The organism is Bacillus sp. TL12 (assembly GCF_022625245.1).
GTDB lineage: Bacteria > Bacillota > Bacilli > Bacillales > Bacillaceae_G > Bacillus_A.
Genome location: NZ_JAJJBY010000156.1, coordinates 1 through 1,108, shown reverse-complemented (window position 1 = coordinate 1,108; position 1,108 = coordinate 1). Strand labels below are relative to the sequence as shown.

At 35.4% G+C, this 1,108-nt stretch carries 1 protein-coding gene; it reads right to left on the bottom strand.

Annotated elements, in window-relative coordinates; translation table 11 throughout:
• A partial coding sequence (locus LOK41_RS28185; RefSeq protein WP_241819378.1) for a plasmid recombination protein occupies positions 1-1,103 on the bottom strand: 1,103 nt, incomplete at its 3' end.
• Positions 1,104-1,108: the final 5 nt, after the last annotated feature.

The following is a 1,108-nucleotide window of genomic DNA, read 5'->3' as shown; positions in this document are numbered from 1 at the left end:
TTTTTGATAGTAACAGCTGCATTCACTTGTTTTGTTAATTTTTGATATTGTTCTGGTGATAACACAAAATTTCTTGTCTTTTTCTTCGTGATTTCAGCTTTTCCAAACATTTTATCCTGTACTTCTGTTATTACTTCTTTACGCAAAAACGGAATCACAACAGGTTCATTTGGCACTTGATTTGTAACACTATCCAATTCTTTTTGCTGTTGTTTCACCTTTTTTTCTAACTCTATATATCGCTGATCAATCAACTGTAACTTTTCACTTTCACTTTTTACTTGTTGTTCCACTGCTTCTAACTCTTTGTATTTATCAGCTACATGTATTTTCACCATCTGTAATTCATTTACTTTCTCTTCAGCATGTTTCATATGATGGTCAAAAACTTCTAACTGCATTTCTTTTTCATATATTTGATTCTCAACGGTTGATTTTGCTTCAGCATATTCCTTGTATTGACGGACTTTCATGTACTTATGTGAACCTACATTCGCTCGTTCAAATTCTGGAATTTGTTCTTTAGCCAAAGATTCAATATAAGCCGTTTCTGATTGTCTCCAATTTGCAATTAACTCCGTCCCTTTTCCTTTTACGCCTTGTTGTTGCAAGGCTCTATCCATTCCGACACGCCTCGTTAATCCTCGACTACTATCGAAATTCGGTACATAGTTAATATGTAAATGCGGATTGGCTTCATCATCATGTAAAACCATATTATAGACAGCTAGATTCGGATTTCGCTCTTGAAACGCCTCAGCATACTGTTTTAACGCTTCCTTTTTGGCTTCCCTATACTTTGGGTCGTCTTTGCCTTCCCCAATCGCTACAACGAGTTCTCGTTGCTCATGCGTCTTTGTATCTTTTCTTATCTTGTCATAGTAATCTTTAATTTTACGATCACTTCGTTTTTGCTTCTCATTATACTTGTCCACCGCTTCTTGAAAGACATCCTTGTATACACTTCGGATATCCTTTTGAACAAAGTAAATATTCTCATGTAGCCTGGTTGGATCTATCCCAGGATTTCCATGAACGTTTTCTCTGTTATTATGGCTCAATGAACTTTGGTGAGATTGATTAAATGAAATAGAGAACAACATAAAGT